Here is a 21,934-nt window from a genome sequence, read left to right on the forward strand (position 1 = left end):
TTGTTTTTCGATTTGTCGTTTGAAATATAGTAAAATGGGGTAAAACGTGAGGGTGATTTTTTTCAGATTACATCATGACTATCATCGAGAATAGTTGATTTTTCAACGTTAAGGAGAGTGGAAAGAATTGCGTATAGTTGTAAGTGGTGGTGGAACCGGTGGTCATATTTATCCGGCTCTAGCCCTTATTAGAGAGATACAAAAGGAACATAAAAATGCTGAGTTTTTATATATCGGTACCGAAAAAGGATTAGAAAACACCATTGTTAGAAGAGAAAATATTCCTTTTCAATCAATACATATTACTGGGTTTAAACGTAAACTTTCAATAGATAATGTAAAAACGGTGATTAGATTTTTAAAGGGTGTTCAAAAAAGTAAGCAATATTTAAAAGAATTTAAAGCAGATGTTGTCATAGGCACGGGCGGGTACGTATGTGGTCCTGTTGTTTATGCTGCTTCTAAGCTCGGAATTCCAACAATCATACATGAACAAAACAGTGTACCAGGATTAACGAATAAGTTTTTAAGTCGGTATGTTGATAAGGTTGCTATTTGTTTTGAGGAAGCCAAAAGCTATTTTCCTCAAGAAAAGGTTGAGCTTACAGGAAATCCAAGAGCATCTGAAGTATTAAATAAGGATGGAATTAAAGGGAAGCTGTCTGTTGGATTAAAAACGAATATCCCATCAGTGCTAGTAGTAGGTGGAAGTCGTGGGGCACGGCCAATAAATGAAGCGATTTTAAAATCATTATCAGTGCTTAGTGAAAAACCTTATCAAGTATTATATGTAACTGGAGAGGTTCACTACGATGAAGTACTCAAAGAAGTGGAACTAGTTGGGAATCCTGATAATGTCATTGTAAAGCCTTTTATTCATAATATGCCAGAAGTTCTTGCAGGAATGGATTTAATTGTTGCTCGAGCAGGTGCAACGACGTTAGCTGAATTGACATCCTTAGGAGTACCAAGCATACTAGTTCCTAGCCCTTATGTAACAAACAATCATCAGGAAAAAAATGCTCGCGCCTTAAGTGATCATGGTGCTGCTATATTAATGCTTGAAAAAGACTTAACGGCTACTAAATTAATAGAGCAAATGGATTCTCTATTACTTCATAAAGAGAGCTTAAAAGAAATGAAGCAAGCAGCCTATAAATTAGGGATTCGTGATGCGGCCCAGAGACTGTATCGATTAATGGAGACGTTATTAAAAGAAAGAAACAGTCGATAATAATGATTCCTTCGTTTGTAGCCTAGGTTTGACACGATGCATAAGATAAAATAACTCCGACTGAAAGGGGAGGTAGGAATGATTGGATTAGCTGAAGAATTAAAGCAGTCTAAGATTGGAACGGTTAAAGAAAATGAGCCCATGGCGAATCATACAACGATTAAGATTGGTGGACCTGCAGAACTTTTTGTAGAGCCCTCATCAGTAGAAAACTTAGAAACGACCATGAATTTGATCCGAAAGTATAAAGTACAGTGGATTGCTATTGGAAGAGGGTCAAATTTACTCGTGTCTGATCGAGGAATTTCCGGTGTGGTAATTAAGCTTGGTTCAGGATTAGATAAGGTTGAAATAAATGGTACTACACTTACGGTTGGTGGTGGACACTCACTTGTGAGCTTGGCAACCTCCATCAGTAGAAAAGGGTTATCAGGATTAGAGTTTGCTAGTGGGATCCCTGGGTCTGTCGGTGGGGCAGTGTTCATGAACGCGGGTGCACACGGATCTGATATTTCTAAGATACTTGACAAAGCTCTCGTACTATTTGAGGACGGCACATTAGAATGGGTTTCGAACGAGGAAATGGAGTTTTCCTATCGAACCTCTGTGCTGCAAAAAAAGCGACCAGGAGTTGTTGTTGAAGCAGTTTTTTCTTTGAAAGAAGGAAACAAGGATTCTATTTTTAGTGAAATGCAAAAGAACAAAGACTACCGCAAAGAGACCCAACCTTGGAATTTCCCGTGTGCGGGTAGCATTTTCAGAAATCCACTGCCGAATTATGCAGGTAAGTTGATTGAGGTTGCGGGCCTAAAGGGTTACCAAATCGGTGGGGCTAAAATATCAGAAATGCATGGGAATTTTATCGTAAATACAGGAAATGCAAAGGCAGACGATGTTTTACAGTTAATTCAGCATGTCAAGGATACGATATATGACTTGTATGAAGTAAAAATGGAAACAGAAGTTGAAATAATAGGAATAAAATAGGATTAATGTCCCCCTTACAAAGTAGTGGTATATGATATAATAAATACTTGGGAAATTACTTATTACCTAAAAAATAACGGCATGATTTCTCGTGCCGTTGTTTTCACTTATAAAAAATTATTGGATTATCTGTTTTTTACACAAAATATATTTACATGGTGAGGTGATTGGATTGGATCAGGGGAAAATAGTCTCAATTGAAGAACGGATTCCCAAGTTGAAACAACAAAGACGAAAAAAGGCTAATAGAAGACTGGTCACTTTATTAAGTTTATTCTTCTTGTTAATCGTTTGCGTCGTTTATTTCCAATCACCGTTAAGTCATATTAAAAAAATAAGTGTTACAGGTAATGACTTATACAAGGCTGAACATCTAGTGAAAAACAGTGGCTTGTCCACGGGTATGAATATTTGGAAGCTCGATAAAAAAGAAGTGGAAAAGGAAATAGAGAAGCTTCCGGAAATAAAATCAGCAACTGTAAAATGGTCATTCCCTAATAATGTATTAATTACTGTAAAGGAATATGATCGGATTGCAGTTATTGCAAAAGAAAATTCGTTTATTCCCGTTTTAGAGAATGGTGAAATATTACAGGATGAAGGAAGTACAAGCTCACCTTCTAATGCTCCAATATTAATTGGTTTTACAGAAGGAGAGATACTTGAAGAGATGGTTAGTAGTCTGAAAGAGCTCCCGTTTGAAATTCTTTACTCCATTTCTGAAGTGAACTATACACCAAAAGAAACGGATCGTTTCCATATTTCTTTATACATGAATGATGGAAATGAAGTTAGTGCATCTTTAAGGAGCTTTTCAAAAAAAATGATACACTACCCTTCCATCGTGAGTCAGTTAGATCCGTCACAAAAGGGAGTTATTGATTTAGAGGTTGGTTCGTATTTTAAAACATACGAATCAGGAGGAGTTGAAACAAGTGAAGAAGAGGGTGAAGGGTAAACATGTTATCCTCTCGTTAGTTTTCCTTGTATTAGGATATATGGTGTCTTTTTCTTACCACTTAACTAAACAGGAAAAGGCACAAAATACGATATCGGACAAGCAGTGGAATCGTGATTTAGAACTGCGCAATCAGTTGATTGCTCAGGAAGAAAGAAACCGAGAGCTTCAAAATGAGTTAAAGGAAAAGCAAGATAAAATTGTAGAAATTGAAGAAGAATTAGCGAAGGAAGAACAAGTTTTCTTCAATCTTGCGGAAGACGCAGAGAAATATCGTATGTTTGTAGGTAAAGTGAAGGTAAAAGGGAAGGGAGTAGAAGTGTCCCTTGCTGATGGTGACTACAATCCGAATGAAGAAAACATTAATAACTATATTGTTCATGAGCATCATGTCTTTAAAGTGATCAATGAGTTATATATATCGGGTGCTGCGGCAATTGCGATTAATGGGCAAAGGCTCACACATAATTCCTATATTCTTTGTAATGGTCCAGTTATTGAAGTGGATGGATATCAGCATCCTGCTCCATTCGTAATTACGGCTATTGGTGATCCTGATGTGATGACCTCTGCTTTGAATATAACAGGTGGAATTAAAGATATGCTTGTAAGTGACAATATTGAAGTAACGATCGAGAAAAAAGAAGAAGTTATTTTGGATCCACTATTAGGTACTTAACTCGTTTGCAAGTTTTGTCCACAAATATTTTAGAAAGCTAGGTGATTATTGCGTGGACAGAAAGAAAATAAATAGCTTGGTAATCATCGGGGTGATTGTAGGCTTTATGCTTGCTATCCAATTTCAAACTGTCTCTAAGCCAGAGGTAAGAGACACAAGGGATACATGGCAGCTTCGTGAAGACTTAGTGAAGGAAAAGGAGCTTCAATCCCGACTGATTAAAGAAATTCGTTCCAATGAAGAAAAATTGAACGAATACGAAACGGAAAGGGAGCAGGGCAAGGGAAACACATTAAGGAATACTCTAGAGGAATTAAAGCAAGAAGCAGGACTAACTGAGTTGTCTGGACCAGGTTTGACGATTTACATAGAACAACTGAATGAAGAATTGATCCTAGGGACTTCAGGTGCTACGCTTTCAGCTGACCTATTAGAACGACTTCTTAATGAAATAAATATGTATGGCGCAAAACATGTTTCAGTCGCAGGTCAAAGGGTGATCAATACAACTGTTATCCGTGATATTAATGGCGAAACGAAAATAAACGGACGTTCCTTAACGAAATTTCCTATCGAAATCATTGTTTTGACGGAGGATTTTACCGTTGCGGAAAAGCTGTACAATCAAATGCAGGTTTCCAAATCAGCAGAAGAATTCTTTATTGATAATCTAACAGTTACTGTAAAGAAGCCTGAGCTTTCCATTACTGTCCCAGCCTTTGAAGATTCCATTCGAATTAGAGGTATGGAGCAAGTAAAATCTGACAAAGGAGATAGTTAATCATGTGGCTTCCCCTTTTAGGATTAATAATTGGAGTCGTCCTAGGTTTATTAACCGATATATCAGTTCCTGAGGAATATTCTAATTATCTATCCATTGCCGTACTAGCTGCCCTTGATACTTTATTCGGGGGAATCAGGGCGCATTTGCAAAATATATATGACGAAAAGGTTTTTGTTTCCGGTTTTTTCTTTAATATTATTCTTGCTGCAAGTTTAGCTTTTCTAGGTGTTCATCTTGGTGTAGACTTGTATTTAGCAGCAGTTTTTGCCTTTGGAGTAAGGCTATTTCAAAATATCGCCGTTATTCGAAGAATTTTGCTAACAAAATGGTCTACAAGTAAAGAAAAATAGAAAAAATTTGTATATTTTAAAAGGGAATACATTAATTTTGCCGAATAATTTTATAGATACAATATTATACGGTCTGAAAAACGGGAATTGTTGTTCAATTTTTTGAATTGTTAAAGGAGGTGCCAAAGAATGAACAGCAATGAAATATATGTAAGTCTTGACATCGGTACATCCAGTGTAAAAGTGATCATTGGGGAAATGGTCAATGACTCTTTAAATATTATTGGTGTTGGCAATGTTAAATCCGAAGGACTAAGAAAAGGATCCATTGTTGATATAGATGAAACCGTTCATTCTATTAGAAAGGCAATAGAACAAGCTGAGAGAATGATAGGCATGGAAATTAATAAGGTAATTGTTGGTGTAACTGGGAACCATGTGATGTTACAGCCCTGTCATGGTGTAGTAGCTGTTTCAAGTGAAAATCGTGAAATTACCAATGATGATGTAGCTCGAGTAATTGATGCAGCGCAAGTAATATCTATTCCTCCTGAGCGTGAGATTATTGATGTCATTCCTAAGCAATTTATTGTTGATGGACTAGATGAAATTAATGACCCGCGGGGAATGATAGGTGTAAGGCTTGAAATGGAAGGAACGATAATTACAGGTTCTAAGACGATTTTACATAATACTCTTCGATGCGTAGAACGTTCTGGATTAGAAATCCTTGATATTACTTTACAACCACTAGCTTCTGGTGCCTTTGCACTCTCAAAGGATGAAAAAAACTTAGGTGTGGCACTCGTTGATATAGGTGGAGGGTCAACAACCATTAGTGTCTTTGAACAAGGATTTTTGCGAGCAACAAGTGTACTTCCAGTTGGTGGAGACCATATAACAAAAGATATCTCGATTGGTCTTCGCACATCTACTGAAGATGCTGAGAAAATAAAAACGAAACACGGACATGCATTTTATGACCATGCTTCCGAGGAAGAAGTGTTTAGTGTACCGATTATCGGAAGCGATCAGCATCAACAATTTAACCAGCTAGAAGTTTCTGATATTATTGAAGCAAGAATGGAAGAAATTTTTGACCTTATTCAAAATGAAATTAGACGTTTGGGCATTCGTGATTTACCTGGTGGTTATGTGTTGTCAGGTGGAGTTGCAAACACCCAAGGAATTCTTGAATTAGCTCAAGTGGTTTTCCAAAACCGAGTACGCATCGCCATTCCGGATTATATTGGAGTGCGTGAGCCGCAATACACGACTGCTGTCGGTTTAATAAAATTCGCTTATAAAAATGCTAAAATACAAGGTCGGTCTATTGGTAACAGTACAGCTGCCTCTGAAACAAAGGAAAAAAGAGTTCAAAAGCAGCCACAACCAAAAACAAAACCGGACAAGCAGCCGGAAGAAAAAATGACATCACGAGTGAAAAAATTCCTTGGTTACTTTTTTGAATAGTGTTTTCAATTGACCGCTACCGGGAATATCGACGAATTAGGAGGATACGTCATGTTGGAATTTGATACAAATTTAGATTCATTGGCAACTATAAAAGTAATCGGCGTTGGTGGAGGCGGAAATAATGCTGTTAATCGGATGATTGAGCATGGCGTCCAGGGTGTCGAGTTTATTGCTGTAAATACAGATGCTCAGGCATTAAATTTATCCAAGGCAGAAACTAGAATGCAAATTGGGGGAAAGCTTACTCGTGGACTTGGAGCAGGAGCAAACCCTGAAGTAGGAAAAAAAGCAGCTGAAGAAAGTAGAGAACAAATTGAAGAAGTGTTAGCTGGAGCGGATATGGTTTTCGTTACAGCTGGTATGGGTGGCGGAACTGGAACAGGGGCTGCACCAGTTATTGCTCAAATCGCTCGCGAGTTAGGGGCATTAACAGTAGGTGTTGTAACAAGACCATTTACGTTTGAAGGTAGAAAGCGTTCGACTCAAGCTCAAGGCGGAATCTCGTCTATGAAGGAAGCGGTTGATACACTTATTGTGATTCCAAACGATCGTCTTCTTGAAATTGTGGATAAGAGTACGCCAATGCTTGAAGCATTCCGTGAGGCTGACAACGTTCTTCGCCAAGGGGTTCAAGGTATTTCTGACCTTATTGCAACACCAGGTCTTATCAACTTAGACTTTGCAGACGTAAAGACAATTATGTCTAACAAAGGCTCAGCTCTTATGGGGATTGGTGTAGCTGCAGGAGAAAATCGTGCAACAGAAGCAGCGAAAAAAGCCATTTCATCTCCGCTACTAGAAAAGTCCATTGATGGAGCTCAAGGTGTGTTGATGAACATTACTGGTGGGTCAAATTTAAGTCTATATGAAGTACAAGAAGCAGCAGACATCGTTGCTTCAGCATCAGACCAAGAAGTCAACATGATCTTTGGTTCAGTAATCAATGATAACTTAAAGGATGAGATTGTTGTAACCGTAATTGCGACTGGATTCAACGAAGACATTTCTCAACCGAAACCAATAAATCGTCCATCATTTGGGCAACAAAAACAATCAGTAGCACCTACAAAGCCACAAAGAGAAATCATTCGTGAAGAGGAGTACAATGAACCTGTACGTCCAACTACTTCACACAGCGGTGACGATACGTTAGATATACCTACTTTCTTACGTAATCGTAATAGAAGACGATAGTAAACCCTATCAATACAAAAAGCAGAATTCGAACAGAATTCTGCTTTTTATTTTGTTTTAAGTGGGAAATCTATTTTCCTAACCTCATATGAGAAATTTTGACAAAAAACGGAGGGATTTGTGAAAATCTCTTCTTTTTTGTGTACATAAAGTGACACACTTCCAACATCTATGTACGTTATACTTTTTCATAACAGAATAATAGATTGAAAAAGGAGAAACGAGCAAGGAGGAAAATCTTTGACACTATATTTAGATGTGATTTGGCTGCTAAATCTCCTTTTCGATACGTTACTTCTTTATTTAACTGCCATAATAGTAAAAAGAGAGTATAAGATTTGGAGACTGTTTTGTGGAGGACTCATAGGATCCTTCATTATTATATTGGCTTTTACTCCTTTTCAGAATTATTCTGGTCATCCTATTGTGAAATTAGCATTTTCTTTAGTGATGGTTCTTGTTACCTTTGGATACAAAAGAATACGTACCTTCATCCGTACGACGATGACTTTCTATTTCGTTACCTTTTTGGTAGGTGGAGCACTTATTGGGGTTCATTATTTCATTCAGTTTGATAATCAATTGACCTCCTCTGTGTTAATAGGAAGTGTAAAGGGATTTGGTGATCCGATTAGCTGGTTTTTTGTTCTCATAGGCTTTCCGATTGCATGGCATTTCTCCAGATCAAATATTGAACAATTTGAAATGACGAAAATACAATTTGATCAATTGGTTTCTATTCACATCCAGATTGGAGAAAGTCATTTGACATGTAAAGGGCTTATAGACAGTGGGAATCAACTTTACGATCCTCTCACCAAAATGCCTGTCATGTTTGTTTCTGTCCATAACCAAATAGACACGATCCCTGAATTCATTAGAAGACTCTCAAGTGAAAAGGATGAAATCATTTATGGATCTGCCTCTCTTCCAACTGAATGGGAAAATAAGCTCCGGATAATCCCATATAAAGTAGTTGGACAAGAGCATCAGCTTATCATTGCTATTAAGCCTGACCAACTTCAAATTGAGATGGAAGAAAAAATAATTCAAGTGGACAAAGGATTAGTTTCCTTTACAACCCAGCAACTTTCCTCTGACGATACGTTTCAATGTATTGTTCATCCAAAGATGGTAACAGGTGTCGCAAAGGTGAAATCAGATGTAAAGGTAAGCTAATAATACTATACTCAGAAAAACATAAATTAGAAGGAGGACAACTCATGAAAAGTATAAAACTTCGACTTTCTTATTACTGGTATAAATTATTAATCAAGCTAGGACTCAAGACAGATGAGGTCTTCTATATAGGTGGAAGTGAGGCATTGCCTCCTCCGTTATCAAAAGAAGAAGAGGAAGTGTTGCTTCAAAAGCTTCCGAGCGGGGATAAAGCAGCGAGGTCCATCCTCATTGAGAGAAATTTACGCCTTGTCGTTTATATAGCAAGAAAGTTTGAAAATACAGGAATCAATATTGAGGATTTAATTAGTATCGGAACCATAGGATTAATTAAGGCAGTTAACACATTTAATCCTGAAAAGAAAATTAAGCTTGCTACATATGCATCAAGATGTATCGAAAATGAAATACTCATGTACTTACGGAGAAATAATAAAATTCGTTCAGAAGTTTCCTTTGATGAGCCCCTGAATATTGATTGGGACGGTAACGAACTGTTATTGTCCGATGTATTAGGAACAGAAGAAGATATTATTACAAAAGACCTGGAAGCCAATGTTGATAAAAAGCTTTTATTAAAAGCATTGCATCAGCTGAATGACCGTGAAAAACAAATCATGGAGCTCAGATTCGGATTAGGTACAGGGGAAGAAAAAACCCAAAAAGACGTCGCTGACATGCTTGGTATATCACAATCATATATTTCAAGGCTCGAAAAAAGAATTATTAAAAGATTGAAGAAAGAGTTTAATAAAATGGTTTAGATCAATTCTTCGTGGAAAGAAAAAAATTTTACGATAAAATTATATGTGTAATACCTTGTCCTACAGACATTTATAGGAAATTCTAAGTATGCATGTCCATTTTGGATGTGCATATTTTTCCTTCTCGGGGAGATACTGTTTTTTGTACAGCAGCTCCTGTGAGGAGGGAAAAGAATTGACTCGTAATAAAGTTGAAATTTGCGGTGTTGATACATCTAAGTTACCAGTTTTGAAAAATGAAGAAATGCGTTTGCTATTTAAAGAAATGCAAGCCGGGGATATAACAGCCCGAGAAAAGCTCGTGAATGGTAACTTACGCCTTGTGTTAAGTGTCATTCAGCGATTTAACAATCGTGGTGAGTTTGTTGATGACCTATTTCAAGTAGGGTGTATCGGGTTGATGAAATCAATTGATAATTTTGACCTAGGTCAAAACGTAAAATTCTCTACTTATGCTGTTCCAATGATAATCGGAGAAATTCGACGTTACTTAAGAGATAACAACCCAATTCGTGTATCTCGTTCTTTAAGGGATATTGCTTACAAGGCGTTACAGGTTCGAGAAAAACTAATGAGTGAGACGTCAAAGGAGCCAACTGCTGAAGAAATAGCAAAAGTACTAGATGTTTCTCATGAAGAAATCGTATTTGCTTTAGATGCCATTCAAGACCCCGTTTCGTTATTTGAGCCAATATATAACGACGGTGGAGACCCCATCTATGTGATGGATCAATTAAGCGATGAACGTAACAAGGATGTTCAATGGATTGAAGAAATTGCTTTAAAAGAAGGAATGAGACGACTCAACGAAAGAGAAAAGCTCATTCTAAGAAAGCGATTCTTCCAAGGAAAAACTCAAATGGAAGTCGCCGAAGAGATTGGAATCTCCCAAGCACAAGTATCCAGATTAGAAAAAGCTGCAATTAAACAAATGAATAAAAACATACAAACATAAACTACCGATTCTCCTCGGTAGTTTTTTTTGTATAAAACAATCATGAATTCTCCTCCCTTCTTCATATATTTAACTATCGAATAGTCGGGAGTGAAATGTGATGGTGAAAATTTCTGAATTTCAAATTAAAGATGTGGTCAATGTTGCAGATGGCAAAAAGTTAGGGAATATTAGTGATATAGAAATAAACTTATCAAACGGTAAAATTGAGGCGATTATCGTGAGTGGTAACGGACGGATGTTAGGCTTCTTTGGAAAAGAAGAAGAGATTATTATTTCTTGGAGAAATATACTTAAAATCGGTGAGGATGTCATTTTAGTTCGTTACAGAGGGGTTAATGAAGGGCAATACGATGAAGCAGAGGCCAAGTAAGCCTGAATTCACTGGGAGTATACTGCGAATTATGGTAAACTATAGAAAAATCAACAAACAATTGAGGTTTTTATAATGGAACCATTTATTCTAAAAGAGACGTCTCATTTCATCATAAAAGATTGGACGGATCGTTTCGATGGACTTGTTGCGGGTTTTACTACGAAAAACGGAGGACAAAGCAAGAACTTCTTTTCAACTTTGAATACAGGATTTCACGTTGGGGATCAGGAAAAGGATGTTTGCTTAAATCGAGAAATCTTGTCAAAAAGCACTGGTATCCCGTTAACTCATTGGGTTGGCGCCGAGCAGACGCATGATGTACATGTAAAAAAAGTCTCGCTACATGACCGTGGGCTTGGCTCCAATTCATATGCAGATGCTTTTAGGGATACCGATGCTTTCTTTACCTATGATAAAAACCTGCTTTTAACATTGTGCTTTGCTGACTGTGTTCCACTCTATTTTATTGCTCCAAAATACGAAGCAATTGCGATTGCTCATGCAGGGTGGAAAGGGACAGTTGGAGGGATCGCGAAAAGTGTGATAACTGTATTTGAGGACGAAAATATTCCTGTTTCGGAAATTTTCGCAGTAATTGGCCCCTCCATTTGCGAAAAATGTTATATTGTAGATGATAAAGTCATTTCATTTGTGGAGAATTTAGTGGAAGATGTCGAAAAAAAACCATATAATCGAATCAAAGATAACCAATACCACTTAAATTTAAAAGAGTTAAATAAACTGATTCTCCTCAAAGCAGGAATGAATGAGTCAAATATTCAGGTAACTGATTTATGTACGAGTTGTGATTCTGATTATTTTTTCTCCCACCGAAGAGACAAGGGAAAAACGGGTCGAATGATGAGTTTTATTGGTTGGAAGGAGGAGCAATCGAGAGAATGAAAGTTAGTGAAAATCTACGTGTGCTCCAGGAAAAGGTAAGTGTGGCATGTCAAAGGAGCAAAAGAGATCCAGAGGAAGTAAAAATCATTGCTGTAACAAAATATGTAACAACAGAAAGAGCGTTAGAGGCATTAGAATGTGGGGTAACACATCTTGGTGAAAACCGTGATGAAGGCCTTCTTGAAAAGTGGAACACTTTAGGGGACAAGCCTACCTGGCATTTTATCGGAACTCTTCAAACTAGAAAGGTAAAAAATATCATAGATAAAGTGGATTATATTCACTCTTTAGATCGTGAGTCCTTGGCAAAGGAGATTAATGCAAGAGCCGGAGATAGAACGATTTCTTGCTTCGTTCAGGTGAATGCGTCAGGCGAAGAATCAAAGCATGGATTAACGCCAGAAATGGTGGTACCATTTTTAAAGGAATTAGAAAAATTCCCTAAAATAAGGGTAGAAGGGCTAATGACGATGGCTCCCTTTACTGAGGACGATACGATCATTAGACAATGCTTTCAAACGTTAAAAAAACTTCAGCTCGAAATTCAACATATTGATTTACCATATGCTCCATGTCTGGAGCTTTCAATGGGTATGTCTAATGATTTTGAAATTGCCATTGAAGAAGGGGCTACAATGATACGAATCGGCACCGCTTTGGTGGGCGAATAGTGTGGGAGGTGTAATGGATGAGTCTTAAATCAAAATTTAAAACATTCTTTTTCTTAGATGATGAATATGAGTATGAAGAAGAGGAGTACGAAGCTCCAGCAGCAAAGCCGCAAAGACAACCTCAACAACAGCAACAAAGTGTGTCTCCTAAACAGAACGTGGTAAGCTTGCAGAGTGTTCAAAAATCTTCAAAGGTTGTTTTAATTGAACCGAGAGTATATGCAGAAGCTCAGGAAATTGCAGATCAATTAAAAAATCGTCGGGCAGTTGTTGTGAATTTACACAGAATTGAACGAGACCAAGCGAAACGGATTGTTGATTTTTTAAGTGGTACTGTGTATGCCATCGGTGGAGATATTCAAAAGATTGGTGCAGAAATTTTCTTATGTACCCCAGATAACGTGGAGGTTTCAGGCAATATCTCGCAACTTATGCAAGAAACAGAATTCGAAGATACGAGGTGGTAATACGTAAATGGACTTACTTCTAACGATTTTAATTCGAGTGGTGGATATCTACTCTTGGGCATTGATTATTTATATTCTTATGTCATGGTTTCCAAATGCAAGAGAAACAGCTATCGGGCAATTTTTAGCCAGAATTTGTGAACCGTATTTAGAGCCATTCCGAAGAATTATTCCTCCGATCGGTGGAATGATTGATATTTCACCAATTGTTGGTATTTTTGTATTAAAATTGGCATCAACAGGCTTATATACGTTATTTGGTTGGTTTTAGCTAAAAGGGGCATAATTGCCCCTTTTTTGCACTTTCATATCTTTATAAATTACGATAGGAGATTAGATCAATATGGATTTGCACCAGCACTTCCGCCGAGAAGAACATAGTTTTGTCGATCAAGTCATGAGTTGGAAGGATCAGGTGGAGAGTAACTATGCTCCAAAGCTAACGGACTTTCTTGACCCCAGAGAGCAGAAAATTGTCGATATGATTATTGGAGCGAATTCGGAGGTAAAGGTTCAATTTTTCGGTGGAGCAGAGCAAGTGGAAAGAAAGAGAGCCTTCATCTATCCAGATTATTATTCTGTAGAGGAAGAGGATTTCCGAATTTCCTTATATGAGCTGATCTACCCTAATAAGTTTGTTTCAATTGAGCATCGACAAATTTTAGGTAGCATGATGTCTCTTGGTCTAAAAAGAGGAAAATTTGGAGACATCCTTATAGAAGGGGAAACCATTCAACTCTTTGTCGCCAATGAAATAAGCGATTATATTTCCATGCAGTTGGAGTCGGTAGGGCGTTCAAAAGTAAGTTTAAAAGAGCGTCGTCTAGACGAAGCCATTCAAATGAAGGAACAATGGAATGAGTACACGACAACCGTTTCTTCCCTTAGATTAGACGCGATTATAGCTGCTGCTCATAATATTTCTCGTCAGAAATCTCAAACATTAATTGCAGGTGGAGTAGTGAAAGTTAATTGGATGACCATTGAAAATCCCTCGTTCGAATGTAAGGAAGACGATGTCTTATCCGTACGAGGATACGGAAGAGCAAAGCTATCTTCCATCGATGGGAAAACAAAGAAAGATAAATGGCGAATTGTTGTAGAAAAACATCAATAATTTATAAAAAATTTGCAGGAATTTAAAAGTACTTGTCGAATATCTGTTACAATGAATAGTATATACTATTAAGCAATTGGAGGTGGCTTATAATGCCATTAACACCGTTAGACATACATAACAAGGAATTTACAAAAGGATTCCGTGGTTACGATGAAGATGAAGTAAATGAGTTCCTTGACCAAGTAATCAAGGACTACGAATTGATTATTCGAGAAAAGAAAGAACTTGATGAACGATTAAACGATATGAATGAGCGTTTAACTCATTTTTCGAATATTGAAGAAACCTTAAATAAATCAATTATTGTAGCTCAAGAAGCAGCGGAAGAGCTAAAGCGTAATGCTCAAAAAGAAGCTAAGCTAATAATTAGAGAAGCAGAGAAAAATGCGGATCGCATTGTAAATGAGTCCCTTTCTAAAGCTCGTAAAATTGCTCTAGAAATTGAGGATCTGAAAAAGCAATCCAAAGTGTTTAGAACTCGCTTTAAAATGCTTATTGAAGCACAGCTTGATATGCTTAATAACGATGATTGGGATCATCTCTTACAATATGAGCTTGATTCAGCAGAATTAAAATCTGCAAATTTAAAAGAAGAAGAAGATTCATTGGCTTGACGAAAAGCGGTTTCTTCGAATATAATTTTTTAACAAGTAAAAATTGTATGTTGCGATGACAGGGATAGTAGAATTTATCAATGCTTTTTCTAGCGAGTTAACAGTTGGTGGGAGGTTAACAAAAGCGATAAGTTTGAATATCACCCTTGAGTACCTAGCTGAACGTCCATTAGGAATAGTAAGCTTTGGCGTCTAAATTCACGTTACGAATTTTAGAGCGGATGGGTTTTTAGCCTATCTACTAGGGTGGTACCGCGGGAATATAAGCCTTCTCGTCCCTTTTTGGGATGAGAGGGCTTTTTTGTATTTATTTTTACTAATAACTGGTAACAATGAAGCTAGATGAGGAAGATTTAGGAGGAAGTTTAAAAATGGATTATAAAGATACGTTATTGATGCCGCAAACGGAATTCCCGATGCGTGGAAATTTGCCAAAGCGTGAGCCAGAGATTCAAGAAAAGTGGAACCAAATGGATATTTATTCTCTAGTTCAGGATCGTACGAAGAATCGTCCGATGTTTGTTCTTCACGATGGGCCTCCGTACGCAAACGGAGATATTCATATGGGTCACGCATTAAATAAAATCCTTAAGGACTTTATTGTCCGTTATAAGTCAATGAGTGGTTACAACGCGCCGTATGTTCCTGGTTGGGACACACACGGGTTGCCAATCGAGCAAGCTTTAACAAATAAGGGTGTTAAGCGTAAGGAACTTACAGTTGCAGAGTTTCGTAAGCTTTGTGAGGAGTATGCTTTAGGTCAAATTGATTCTCAGCGCACACAGTTTAAGCGTTTAGGTGTTCGTGGAGATTGGGAGAATCCTTATATCACTCTTGATCCAGCATATGAAGCACAGCAAATTAAGGTCTTTGGTGAAATGGCGAAGAAAGGGTATATCTATAAAGGATTAAAGCCGGTATACTGGTCACCATCTAGTGAATCAGCTTTAGCAGAAGCGGAAATTGAGTACCAAGATAAAAAGTCAGCTTCTATTTATGTTGGTTTCCCTGTTCAAGATGGAAAGGGTGTGCTTGATGCGGATACGGAAATCGTTATCTGGACAACAACACCATGGACCATTCCAGCAAACCTTGGAATTTCTGTACATCCAACATTAAATTATGTTGTTGCTCAAGTGAATAATAAAAAGTACGTTGTGGCTGAAGAGCTTTTAGAAGCAGTCACAAAAGAAATTGGCTGGGAAGAAGTAACGGTAGTAAAGACGGTGAAAGGTCAGGAGCTAGAACATATTTTAGCGAAGCATCCGTTATATGATCGCACGTCTTTAGTCATGCTAGGGGAACATGTTACGACAGATGCAGGAACGGGCTGTGTTCATACGGCTCCAGGACATGGGGAAGACGACTTCCATGTAGGTCAAAAATACGGTTTAGACGTCCTTTGTCCAGTTGATGATAAAGGGGTAATGACGAAGGAAGCAGTAGGTTTTGAAGGACTATTCTATGATACAGCAAATAAGCCGATTACGGAAAAGCTTCAAGAAGTGGGTGCTTTATTAAAACTAACATTCATTACTCACTCTTATCCGCATGACTGGAGAACAAAGAAACCAGTTATTTTCCGTGCAACGGCTCAATGGTTTGCTTCAATTAAAGATTTCCGCGAAGACTTGTTGGAAGCTGTTAAGGAAACGAAGTGGGTTCCAGCTTGGGGAGAAACTCGTCTATTCAATATGGTACGTGACCGTGGAGATTGGTGTATTTCTCGTCAGCGTGTATGGGGTGTTCCAATTCCTGTATTTTATGGCGAAGACGGAGAACCGATTATCACGGATGAAACAATTGAACATGTATCGCTATTATTCCGTGAACATGGTTCGAATGTTTGGTTTGAAAGAGATGCAAAAGATCTGTTACCTGAAGGCTTTACACATCCATCAAGCCCAAATGGAAAGTTCACAAAAGAAACTGATATTATGGACGTTTGGTTTGATTCTGGTTCTTCTCATCAAGCCGTTCTAGAAGAGAGAAGCGAATTACAAAGACCAGCGGATCTTTATCTCGAAGGATCTGACCAATACCGTGGATGGTTTAACTCTTCATTATCTACAGGGGTAGCTGTAACAGGTAAAGCTCCTTATAAGGGAGTTCTAAGCCATGGTTTTGCCCTTGATGGTGAAGGCAGAAAGATGAGTAAATCAATTGGTAATGTTGTTGTTCCTGCTAAGGTAATGGATCAGCTAGGTGCAGATATTTTACGCCTATGGGTAGCATCAGTGGATTATCAATCAGATGTTCGTGTGTCTGACGCTATCTTAAAGCAAGTAGCTGAAGTATACCGTAAGATCCGTAATACATTCCGATTCCTACTAGGAAATTTAGCAGACTTTAATCCTGCTACTGATAAAGTAGAATTTGATAAGCTTCGTGAAGTAGATCAATTCATGCTAGTTAAGCTAAACAAACTAATTAAATCTGTGACAAAGTCTTATGAAGAATACGAATTTGCAAGTATTTACCATGCAATCAATAACTTCTGTACGCTAGACCTAAGTGCATTCTACCTTGATTTTGCAAAGGACGTTCTATATATTGAGGCAAAGAATCACTACGAGCGCCGTGCAATCCAAACGGTTCTATATGAAAGCTTATTAGCGTTAACTAAATTATCAGCTCCGATTCTTTCTCACACAGCTGATGAGGTTTGGGCATACATTCCTAATGTGGAGGAAGATAGCGTTCAATTAACCGATATGCCTTTACACGTTGACCTTCCTAATGCAAAGCAGCTTGAAGAAAAATGGACGAAATTTATGAAGGTTCGTGATGATGTTCTTAAAGCTTTAGAAGAAGCACGTAATGCAAAGGTAATCGGGAAATCATTAACAGCAAAAATTAGCTTGTATGCAACAGGAGAAACAAAGGAACTATTACAATCTGTTAAAGAAAACCTTCAACAATTATTTATTGTGTCTGGTTTTGAATTAGCTGGAGATATGGATTCTGCGCCTGCGGAAGCTGTAAAGCTTGAAACAGCTGCTATTGTCGTATCAAAAGCTGAAGGTGAAACTTGTGAACGTTGCTGGACCGTAACAACTGAAGTAGGCAAAGTAGAGGAGCACCCAACCCTTTGTCCACGTTGTGCAGATGTAGTGAAAGAAAACTACAGCCATCTTGTATAAAAAATGGAAGAACTCTCTGGATTTCCGGAGAGTTCTTCCTGTGTTTATGGAATATGTATGAGTAATTATTCCACTTTCGTTAATGATTGTTTTCGTTGTTAAATGTTGTTCGTGTCGAATCGTGTCCATCGCGATATACTAACGGAAAACATCTGAAAACGGAGGTATGAACAAAATGGAAGCATTTGAACAAAAGCTCTATTTGGAACTCCGGAAATCGCGTACTGAATTAATGATGCAATTATCAAATTCGAAAGGATCTCCCTTAGTAAAACCGCTTATTGAGGAAGAGTTAAGAGACATCAATAGTGCCATTCAAAAATTGGAAAATGGTACTTTTGGCAGATGCGAAATATCAGGTGAATTGTTACCTTATGAACTACTTCAAATGGTTCCAACCTTAAAAACGGTGGAGGACTGTGGGAAGCTTGAACAATATTTATGTAAACCGCTTTTTTAATTAGAAGCGTTTGCTGTCGTTTTTATAGAGAATGTGCTAAAATGCAAAGGGAATATTAAGAGTAGGTTTGGAGGTTTCCTTTGTGTTTTATTACATAATCGCATTAATTGTCATTATTCTTGATCAATGGACCAAATGGTTAGTTGTGAAAAGAATGGAGCTTGGAGAAAGCATAACTGTTATAGAAAACTGGTTTTATATTACCTCCCACCGTAATAGAGGGGCTGCTTGGGGAATTTTGCAGGGACAAATGTGGTTTTTTTACTTAATAACCGTGATTGTGATTATCGGGATTGTTTATTATATTCAAAAAGCAGCGAAAGGTAAAAGGCTTCTTGGAGTGGCACTCGGGTTAATGCTAGGAGGAGCAATTGGTAACTTCTACGACCGAGTAGTACATAAAGAAGTAATCGATTTTATTCATACGTATATTTTTAACTATAATTTCCCTATCTTTAATATTGCTGATTCAGCCTTAGTTATTGGAGTAGGTTTATTAATGATACAAATGTGGCAAGAAGAGCGACAATCTAAGGAGATAGCAAATGGACAAAGTAATACAAACAATTAATGAAGAGCATAAAGGCGAAAGACTCGATAAGGTCCTTTCGAGTGTTAACAATGAATGGTCGAGATCTCAAGTGCAGCTATGGATGCAAGAGGGGAACGTTGTTGTTAACGGCCAAAAAGTAAAAAGTAGCTATAAATGTTCGGTTGGAGATGTAATAGAAATAAGCATTCCTGATCCAGAGGAGCTTGATGTGGTTCCTGAGCCTATGGACCTTGAGATCTTTTATGAGGATAGTGATGTACTAGTTGTAAACAAGCCTAAGGGAATGGTGGTACACCCAGCCCCTGGTCATACAACTGGAACACTTGTGAATGGATTAATGGCTCACTGTAAGGATCTGTCGGGCATCAATGGAGTGCTTCGACCAGGTATCGTCCATCGAATCGATAAGGACACTTCCGGGTTATTGATGGTGGCTAAAAATGATTTGGCTCACGAAAGCCTTGTGAATCAACTCGTGGCAAAGACAGTAACCCGTAAATATCGTGCCATTGTCCATGGAGTCATTCCTCATGATTATGGGACAATTGATGCCCCGCTAGCAAGGGACCCTAAGGATCGTCAAAGTATGACTGTAGTGGATAACGGAAAGCATGCGGTTACCCATTTTCAGGTAATAGAGCGCTTTAAAGATTTTACACTTGTCGAATGTCAATTAGAGACAGGACGTACCCATCAAATCAGAGTTCATATGAAGTATATTGGTTATCCGTTAGCAGGTGACCCAAAATACGGACCAAGAAAGACGCTAGATATAGGCGGACAAGCTCTGCATGCGGGTGTGTTAGGTTTTGATCACCCTCGAACCAATGAATACTTAGAATTTGAAGCACCATTACCAGAGTACTTTATAGAGCTTCTCGAGTCTTTGAGAAATAATCGTTGACAAAGTTCTACATCTGATTTATGATTTCTATAGTTGAATAAGTCCTTTAAAGACGGTCCTGTGAGGCTGAGAAGGAGACGGAGCTTGTATGGCATAAGTATGCCTACAAATGGAATTCGTGTACCCTCTAAGCCCTGGCCTAGAGGGTTTTTTTATGGATAAATGAGGAGGGAAGACCTTGTCACAAAAAGCAATTGTACTTGATGAACAAGCCATTAGAAGAGCATTGACAAGGGTTGCTCACGAAATTATTGAAAAAAATAAAGGTGTAGAACGAATTGTTCTCATTGGAATACGGACAAGAGGAATATTTCTCGCTGAGCGTCTTGCTGCAAGAATTAAAGAAATTGAAGGCACAGAGGTTCCAGTAGGAGAATTAGATATCACTTTGTATCGGGACGATCTAACAAAGAAAACAAATGATCAGGAACCTTTAGTAAAGGGGTCAGATATCCCGCACGATATTACTAACAAAATTGTCATCCTAGTCGATGATGTTTTATACACAGGCAGAACTGTACGCGCTGCATTAGATGCATTAGTCGATATCGGAAGACCTGCTTCTGTACAGCTAGCAGTACTAGTAGACAGAGGCCATAGAGAATTACCAATACGAGCAGATTATGTTGGGAAAAACATCCCAACCTCTAGTTCAGAAAAGATTGTTGTTCAACTAGCAGAAGTTGACAAACATGATACAGTAAGTATCCACGAAAAATAAATATAACCTTTTAAAAAAGCACAGAGAGGCTTTCAAGGGGAAATGTAGACTCAAGGGGTGAAATATATACCTTGACCTACAACTAGACCCTCTTGTGCAAAAGAGGGTTTTTATTTTAACTAACCAGAGGAGAGACACATACATGAATAACAAACCAATCCTAGATGTACATGAAACACCGAAACCAGTCCATTGGCTCACACTTAGCCTACAGCACTTATTCGCTATGTTTGGAGCTACCATATTAGTACCATTCTTAGTTGGACTCGATCCAGCGATTGCACTTATCTCCAGTGGTTTGGGAACGATCGCGTTCCTTATGATAACGAAATGGCAAGTACCTGCTTATTTAGGATCATCATTCGCTTTCATTACACCAATCATTGCGGCAAAAGCAGCAGGTGGCCCAGCAGGAGCCATGATTGGAAGCTTTATTGCTGGTTTAGTGTACGGAATTGTTGCACTAATCATTAAAAAAGCAGGTTACCGTTGGATTATGAATCTTCTTCCTCCAATCGTAGTAGGACCAATCATTATTGTAATCGGGTTGGCTTTGGCAGGAACCGCAGTTAGTATGGCAATGAATAACCCGGCTGGCGAGTACAGCCTACTGCATTTCTCAGCGGCACTTGTAACATTAGTAGCAACCATCATTTTCTCCATCTACGGAAAAGGAACATTGAGCATGATTCCAATTCTCGCAGGTATCATTATCGGATATGTGTACTCATTAATAGTAGGAATCGTTGATTTTGCCCCAGTAGCAGCAGCAAAATGGTTCGAAATGCCAAACTTCTTTGTACCATTCGTTGATTATGAAGTGAAAGTAACACTTGATTTGGTATTATTAATGGCTCCAGTTGCCATCGTAACATTATCAGAACATATTGGTCACCAACTTGTATTAGGGAAAGTGGTTGGTCGTGATTATATTAAAAACCCTGGTTTACACCGTTCGATTTTAGGAGATGGAACAGCTACCATGATCTCTGCACTAATCGGTGGACCTCCGAAGACAACATATGGTGAAAACATCGGGGTCTTAGCCATAACAAGAGTTTACAGCGTGTATGTCCTTCTTGGGGCAGCAGTCGTTGCAACAGTATTTGGATTCATTGGTAAAGTAACAGCACTAATAAGCTCAATCCCAACCCCAGTAATGGGTGGAGTATCCATCCTCCTATTCGGAATTATCGCATCATCAGGATTACGTATGCTAGTTGATAGCAAAATCGACTTCGGAGACAAGCGCAACCTTGTGATTTCATCAGTAATCTTAGTAGTAGGTATTGGAGGAGCAGTAATTAAAGTATCAGAAGGATTTGAAATTCATGGGATGGCATTAGCAGCTATCTTAGGGATACTGATTAATTTAATCCTTCCTGGTAGACCAGAAGCTGCAGAAGATATGTTTGAAAGTGATAAGGAAAATGAAGTAGCATAGTTAAACCTTTTAAAGAAAGTCCAGAGAGGCTTGAAAGGGTGCATAGGAGAAGTGGAGA

At 38.2% G+C, this 21,934-nt stretch carries 24 protein-coding genes and 1 other annotated feature; all 24 genes read left to right on the forward strand.

The genetic code is table 11. The features are described 5' to 3' along the window. Positions 1–127: 127 nt before the first annotated feature. The 24 genes from murG (at position 128) to ACGLXV_RS08860 (ending at position 21,876) form a co-directional block, all read left to right on the forward strand. Entirely contained in the window at positions 128–1,234 is a 1,107-nt protein-coding gene (murG, locus tag ACGLXV_RS08745; RefSeq protein WP_119707457.1) for an undecaprenyldiphospho-muramoylpentapeptide beta-N-acetylglucosaminyltransferase, read from the forward strand. A 78-nt stretch (positions 1,235–1,312) separates the two neighbouring features. Then, the gene (murB, locus tag ACGLXV_RS08750) at positions 1,313–2,221 is read left to right on the forward strand and encodes a UDP-N-acetylmuramate dehydrogenase (protein ID WP_391558306.1); all 909 of its coding nucleotides are present in this window, start codon (positions 1,313–1,315) and stop codon (positions 2,219–2,221) included. Between the two features lie 163 nt (positions 2,222–2,384). Beyond that, positions 2,385–3,179, forward strand: coding sequence for a cell division protein FtsQ/DivIB (locus ACGLXV_RS08755; protein ID WP_391558307.1), 795 nt, complete (start codon positions 2,385–2,387; stop codon positions 3,177–3,179). Beyond that, positions 3,157–3,858, forward strand: coding sequence for a DUF881 domain-containing protein (locus ACGLXV_RS08760; protein ID WP_391558308.1), 702 nt, complete (start codon positions 3,157–3,159; stop codon positions 3,856–3,858). The genes ACGLXV_RS08755 and ACGLXV_RS08760 overlap by 23 nt, the downstream gene beginning before the upstream one ends. A 52-nt stretch (positions 3,859–3,910) precedes the next feature. Then, positions 3,911–4,639, forward strand: coding sequence for a DUF881 domain-containing protein (locus tag ACGLXV_RS08765; RefSeq protein ID WP_119707460.1), 729 nt, complete (start codon positions 3,911–3,913; stop codon positions 4,637–4,639). A 2-nt stretch (positions 4,640–4,641) separates the two neighbouring features. Further along, positions 4,642–4,992, forward strand: a complete 351-nt coding sequence (locus tag ACGLXV_RS08770; RefSeq protein ID WP_119707461.1) for a small basic family protein — start codon at positions 4,642–4,644, stop codon at positions 4,990–4,992. A 129-nt stretch (positions 4,993–5,121) separates the two neighbouring features. Beyond that, positions 5,122–6,405, forward strand: a complete 1,284-nt coding sequence (ftsA, locus tag ACGLXV_RS08775; protein WP_119707462.1) for a cell division protein FtsA — start codon at positions 5,122–5,124, stop codon at positions 6,403–6,405. A gap of 51 nt (positions 6,406–6,456) precedes the next feature. Beyond that, on the forward strand, positions 6,457–7,602 hold the full coding sequence (gene ftsZ, locus ACGLXV_RS08780) for a cell division protein FtsZ (protein ID WP_119707463.1): 1,146 nt from the start codon (positions 6,457–6,459) through the stop codon (positions 7,600–7,602). 240 nt (positions 7,603–7,842) lie between these two features. After that, positions 7,843–8,781, forward strand: coding sequence for a sigma-E processing peptidase SpoIIGA (gene spoIIGA / locus ACGLXV_RS08785; RefSeq protein WP_391558309.1), 939 nt, complete (start codon positions 7,843–7,845; stop codon positions 8,779–8,781). A gap of 44 nt (positions 8,782–8,825) precedes the next feature. Next, complete coding sequence (gene sigE / locus ACGLXV_RS08790) at positions 8,826–9,545, forward strand: RNA polymerase sporulation sigma factor SigE (protein WP_066053008.1); 720 nt, start codon at positions 8,826–8,828, stop codon at positions 9,543–9,545. Between the two features lie 175 nt (positions 9,546–9,720). After that, positions 9,721–10,500, forward strand: a complete 780-nt coding sequence (gene sigG, locus ACGLXV_RS08795) for an RNA polymerase sporulation sigma factor SigG (RefSeq protein ID WP_119707465.1) — start codon at positions 9,721–9,723, stop codon at positions 10,498–10,500. Between the two features lie 100 nt (positions 10,501–10,600). Then, on the forward strand, positions 10,601–10,873 hold the full coding sequence (locus tag ACGLXV_RS08800; RefSeq protein ID WP_119707466.1) for a YlmC/YmxH family sporulation protein: 273 nt from the start codon (positions 10,601–10,603) through the stop codon (positions 10,871–10,873). Positions 10,874–10,948: 75 nt separating this feature from the next. Then, positions 10,949–11,779 (forward strand): peptidoglycan editing factor PgeF, encoded by an 831-nt coding sequence (pgeF, locus tag ACGLXV_RS08805; RefSeq protein ID WP_119707467.1) that lies wholly within the window; start codon positions 10,949–10,951, stop codon positions 11,777–11,779. Then, positions 11,776–12,450: a YggS family pyridoxal phosphate-dependent enzyme gene (locus ACGLXV_RS08810; RefSeq protein WP_391558310.1), complete on the forward strand. Its 675-nt coding sequence runs from the start codon at positions 11,776–11,778 to the stop codon at positions 12,448–12,450. The genes pgeF and ACGLXV_RS08810 overlap by 4 nt, the downstream gene beginning before the upstream one ends. Before the next feature lie 17 nt (positions 12,451–12,467). Further along, on the forward strand, positions 12,468–12,917 hold the full coding sequence (locus tag ACGLXV_RS08815) for a cell division protein SepF (RefSeq protein ID WP_119707469.1): 450 nt from the start codon (positions 12,468–12,470) through the stop codon (positions 12,915–12,917). 7 nt (positions 12,918–12,924) lie between these two features. After that, the gene (locus ACGLXV_RS08820) at positions 12,925–13,188 is read left to right on the forward strand and encodes a YggT family protein (RefSeq protein ID WP_119707470.1); all 264 of its coding nucleotides are present in this window, start codon (positions 12,925–12,927) and stop codon (positions 13,186–13,188) included. Between the two features lie 72 nt (positions 13,189–13,260). Then, positions 13,261–14,034, forward strand: coding sequence for a YlmH family RNA-binding protein (locus tag ACGLXV_RS08825; RefSeq protein WP_119707471.1), 774 nt, complete (start codon positions 13,261–13,263; stop codon positions 14,032–14,034). 92 nt (positions 14,035–14,126) lie between these two features. Then, positions 14,127–14,651, forward strand: a complete 525-nt coding sequence (locus ACGLXV_RS08830) for a DivIVA domain-containing protein (protein WP_119707472.1) — start codon at positions 14,127–14,129, stop codon at positions 14,649–14,651. Between the two features lie 46 nt (positions 14,652–14,697). Continuing rightward, positions 14,698–14,934, forward strand: a binding site (T-box leader). Between the two features lie 88 nt (positions 14,935–15,022). After that, positions 15,023–17,794: an isoleucine--tRNA ligase gene (gene ileS / locus ACGLXV_RS08835; RefSeq protein WP_119707473.1), complete on the forward strand. Its 2,772-nt coding sequence runs from the start codon at positions 15,023–15,025 to the stop codon at positions 17,792–17,794. Between the two features lie 175 nt (positions 17,795–17,969). Next, the gene (locus tag ACGLXV_RS08840; RefSeq protein WP_119707474.1) at positions 17,970–18,254 is read left to right on the forward strand and encodes a TraR/DksA family transcriptional regulator; all 285 of its coding nucleotides are present in this window, start codon (positions 17,970–17,972) and stop codon (positions 18,252–18,254) included. Positions 18,255–18,336: 82 nt separating this feature from the next. Continuing rightward, entirely contained in the window at positions 18,337–18,825 is a 489-nt protein-coding gene (lspA, locus tag ACGLXV_RS08845; RefSeq protein ID WP_119707475.1) for a signal peptidase II, read from the forward strand. After that, entirely contained in the window at positions 18,800–19,711 is a 912-nt protein-coding gene (locus ACGLXV_RS08850; protein WP_391558311.1) for an RluA family pseudouridine synthase, read from the forward strand. The genes lspA and ACGLXV_RS08850 overlap by 26 nt, the downstream gene beginning before the upstream one ends. Positions 19,712–19,889: 178 nt before the next feature. After that, on the forward strand, positions 19,890–20,432 hold the full coding sequence (pyrR, locus tag ACGLXV_RS08855) for a bifunctional pyr operon transcriptional regulator/uracil phosphoribosyltransferase PyrR (protein ID WP_119707477.1): 543 nt from the start codon (positions 19,890–19,892) through the stop codon (positions 20,430–20,432). Between the two features lie 142 nt (positions 20,433–20,574). Then, positions 20,575–21,876 (forward strand): solute carrier family 23 protein, encoded by a 1,302-nt coding sequence (locus ACGLXV_RS08860; RefSeq protein WP_119707478.1) that lies wholly within the window; start codon positions 20,575–20,577, stop codon positions 21,874–21,876. Positions 21,877–21,934 lie beyond the last annotated feature (58 nt).

It is taken from the genome of Robertmurraya sp. (assembly GCF_036676585.1).
Classification (GTDB): Bacteria; Bacillota; Bacilli; order Bacillales; family Cytobacillaceae; genus Robertmurraya_A.

What these genes read in the sequence shown, in the direction of transcription:
- ACGLXV_RS08815 (WP_119707469.1), top strand. Translation starts at nt 12,468, where the DNA reads ATGAGTCTTAAATCAAAATTTAAAACATTCTTTTTCTTAGATGATGAA.
- ACGLXV_RS08825 (WP_119707471.1), top strand. Translation starts at nt 13,261, where the DNA reads ATGGATTTGCACCAGCACTTCCGCCGAGAAGAACATAGTTTTGTCGAT.
- ileS (WP_119707473.1), top strand. Translation starts at nt 15,023, where the DNA reads ATGGATTATAAAGATACGTTATTGATGCCGCAAACGGAATTCCCGATG.
- ACGLXV_RS08830 (WP_119707472.1), top strand. Translation starts at nt 14,127, where the DNA reads ATGCCATTAACACCGTTAGACATACATAACAAGGAATTTACAAAAGGA.
- ACGLXV_RS08810 (WP_391558310.1), top strand. Translation starts at nt 11,776, where the DNA reads ATGAAAGTTAGTGAAAATCTACGTGTGCTCCAGGAAAAGGTAAGTGTG.
- pgeF (WP_119707467.1), top strand. Translation starts at nt 10,949, where the DNA reads ATGGAACCATTTATTCTAAAAGAGACGTCTCATTTCATCATAAAAGAT.
- ACGLXV_RS08860 (WP_119707478.1), top strand. Translation starts at nt 20,575, where the DNA reads ATGAATAACAAACCAATCCTAGATGTACATGAAACACCGAAACCAGTC.
- ACGLXV_RS08800 (WP_119707466.1), top strand. Translation starts at nt 10,601, where the DNA reads ATGGTGAAAATTTCTGAATTTCAAATTAAAGATGTGGTCAATGTTGCA.
- murB (WP_391558306.1), top strand. Translation starts at nt 1,313, where the DNA reads ATGATTGGATTAGCTGAAGAATTAAAGCAGTCTAAGATTGGAACGGTT.
- ACGLXV_RS08770 (WP_119707461.1), top strand. Translation starts at nt 4,642, where the DNA reads ATGTGGCTTCCCCTTTTAGGATTAATAATTGGAGTCGTCCTAGGTTTA.
- ACGLXV_RS08820 (WP_119707470.1), top strand. Translation starts at nt 12,925, where the DNA reads ATGGACTTACTTCTAACGATTTTAATTCGAGTGGTGGATATCTACTCT.
- ACGLXV_RS08850 (WP_391558311.1), top strand. Translation starts at nt 18,800, where the DNA reads ATGGACAAAGTAATACAAACAATTAATGAAGAGCATAAAGGCGAAAGA.
- ACGLXV_RS08840 (WP_119707474.1), top strand. Translation starts at nt 17,970, where the DNA reads ATGGAAGCATTTGAACAAAAGCTCTATTTGGAACTCCGGAAATCGCGT.
- sigE (WP_066053008.1), top strand. Translation starts at nt 8,826, where the DNA reads ATGAAAAGTATAAAACTTCGACTTTCTTATTACTGGTATAAATTATTA.
- ftsA (WP_119707462.1), top strand. Translation starts at nt 5,122, where the DNA reads ATGAACAGCAATGAAATATATGTAAGTCTTGACATCGGTACATCCAGT.
- ftsZ (WP_119707463.1), top strand. Translation starts at nt 6,457, where the DNA reads ATGTTGGAATTTGATACAAATTTAGATTCATTGGCAACTATAAAAGTA.